The 310-nt window shown below is 74.8% G+C and carries 1 pseudogene; it reads left to right on the top strand.

The window, feature by feature from the left end:
• Positions 1-235, top strand: a pseudogene (locus CCN44_RS40295) (cytochrome P450 family protein); the annotation flags it as partial.
• Positions 236-310 lie beyond the last annotated feature (75 nt).

The following is a 310-nucleotide window of genomic DNA, read 5'->3' as shown; positions in this document are numbered from 1 at the left end:
CCCGGGCGGCGACACGTTCGACGTCACCCGCGGCGAGCGCGCCCACCTCGCCTTCGGCCACGGCATCCACCACTGCCTGGGCGCGCCGCTCGCCCGCCTGGAGGCACGCATCGCGGTGCCGCTGGTGTTCGCGAAGCTGCCCGGCCTGGCCCTGGCCGGCGAGCCCGCCTACCGCCCCTCCACCGTCTCCCGGGCGCTCTCCTCGCTGCCCGTGACCTTCCGGAACGTAGGCTGATCGGCATGAAGATCCTCGGACTGTGCGGAAGTCTGCGCTCCGGGTCGCTGAACGCGGCCGTGCTGCGCGCGGCGG

The sequence above is a fragment of the Streptomyces tricolor genome (assembly GCF_002155905.1).
Lineage (GTDB): Bacteria > Actinomycetota > Actinomycetes > Streptomycetales > Streptomycetaceae > Streptomyces > Streptomyces tricolor.
Note: the sequence above shows the minus strand (reverse complement) of the source record. Positions and strands in the feature narration are given on the sequence as shown.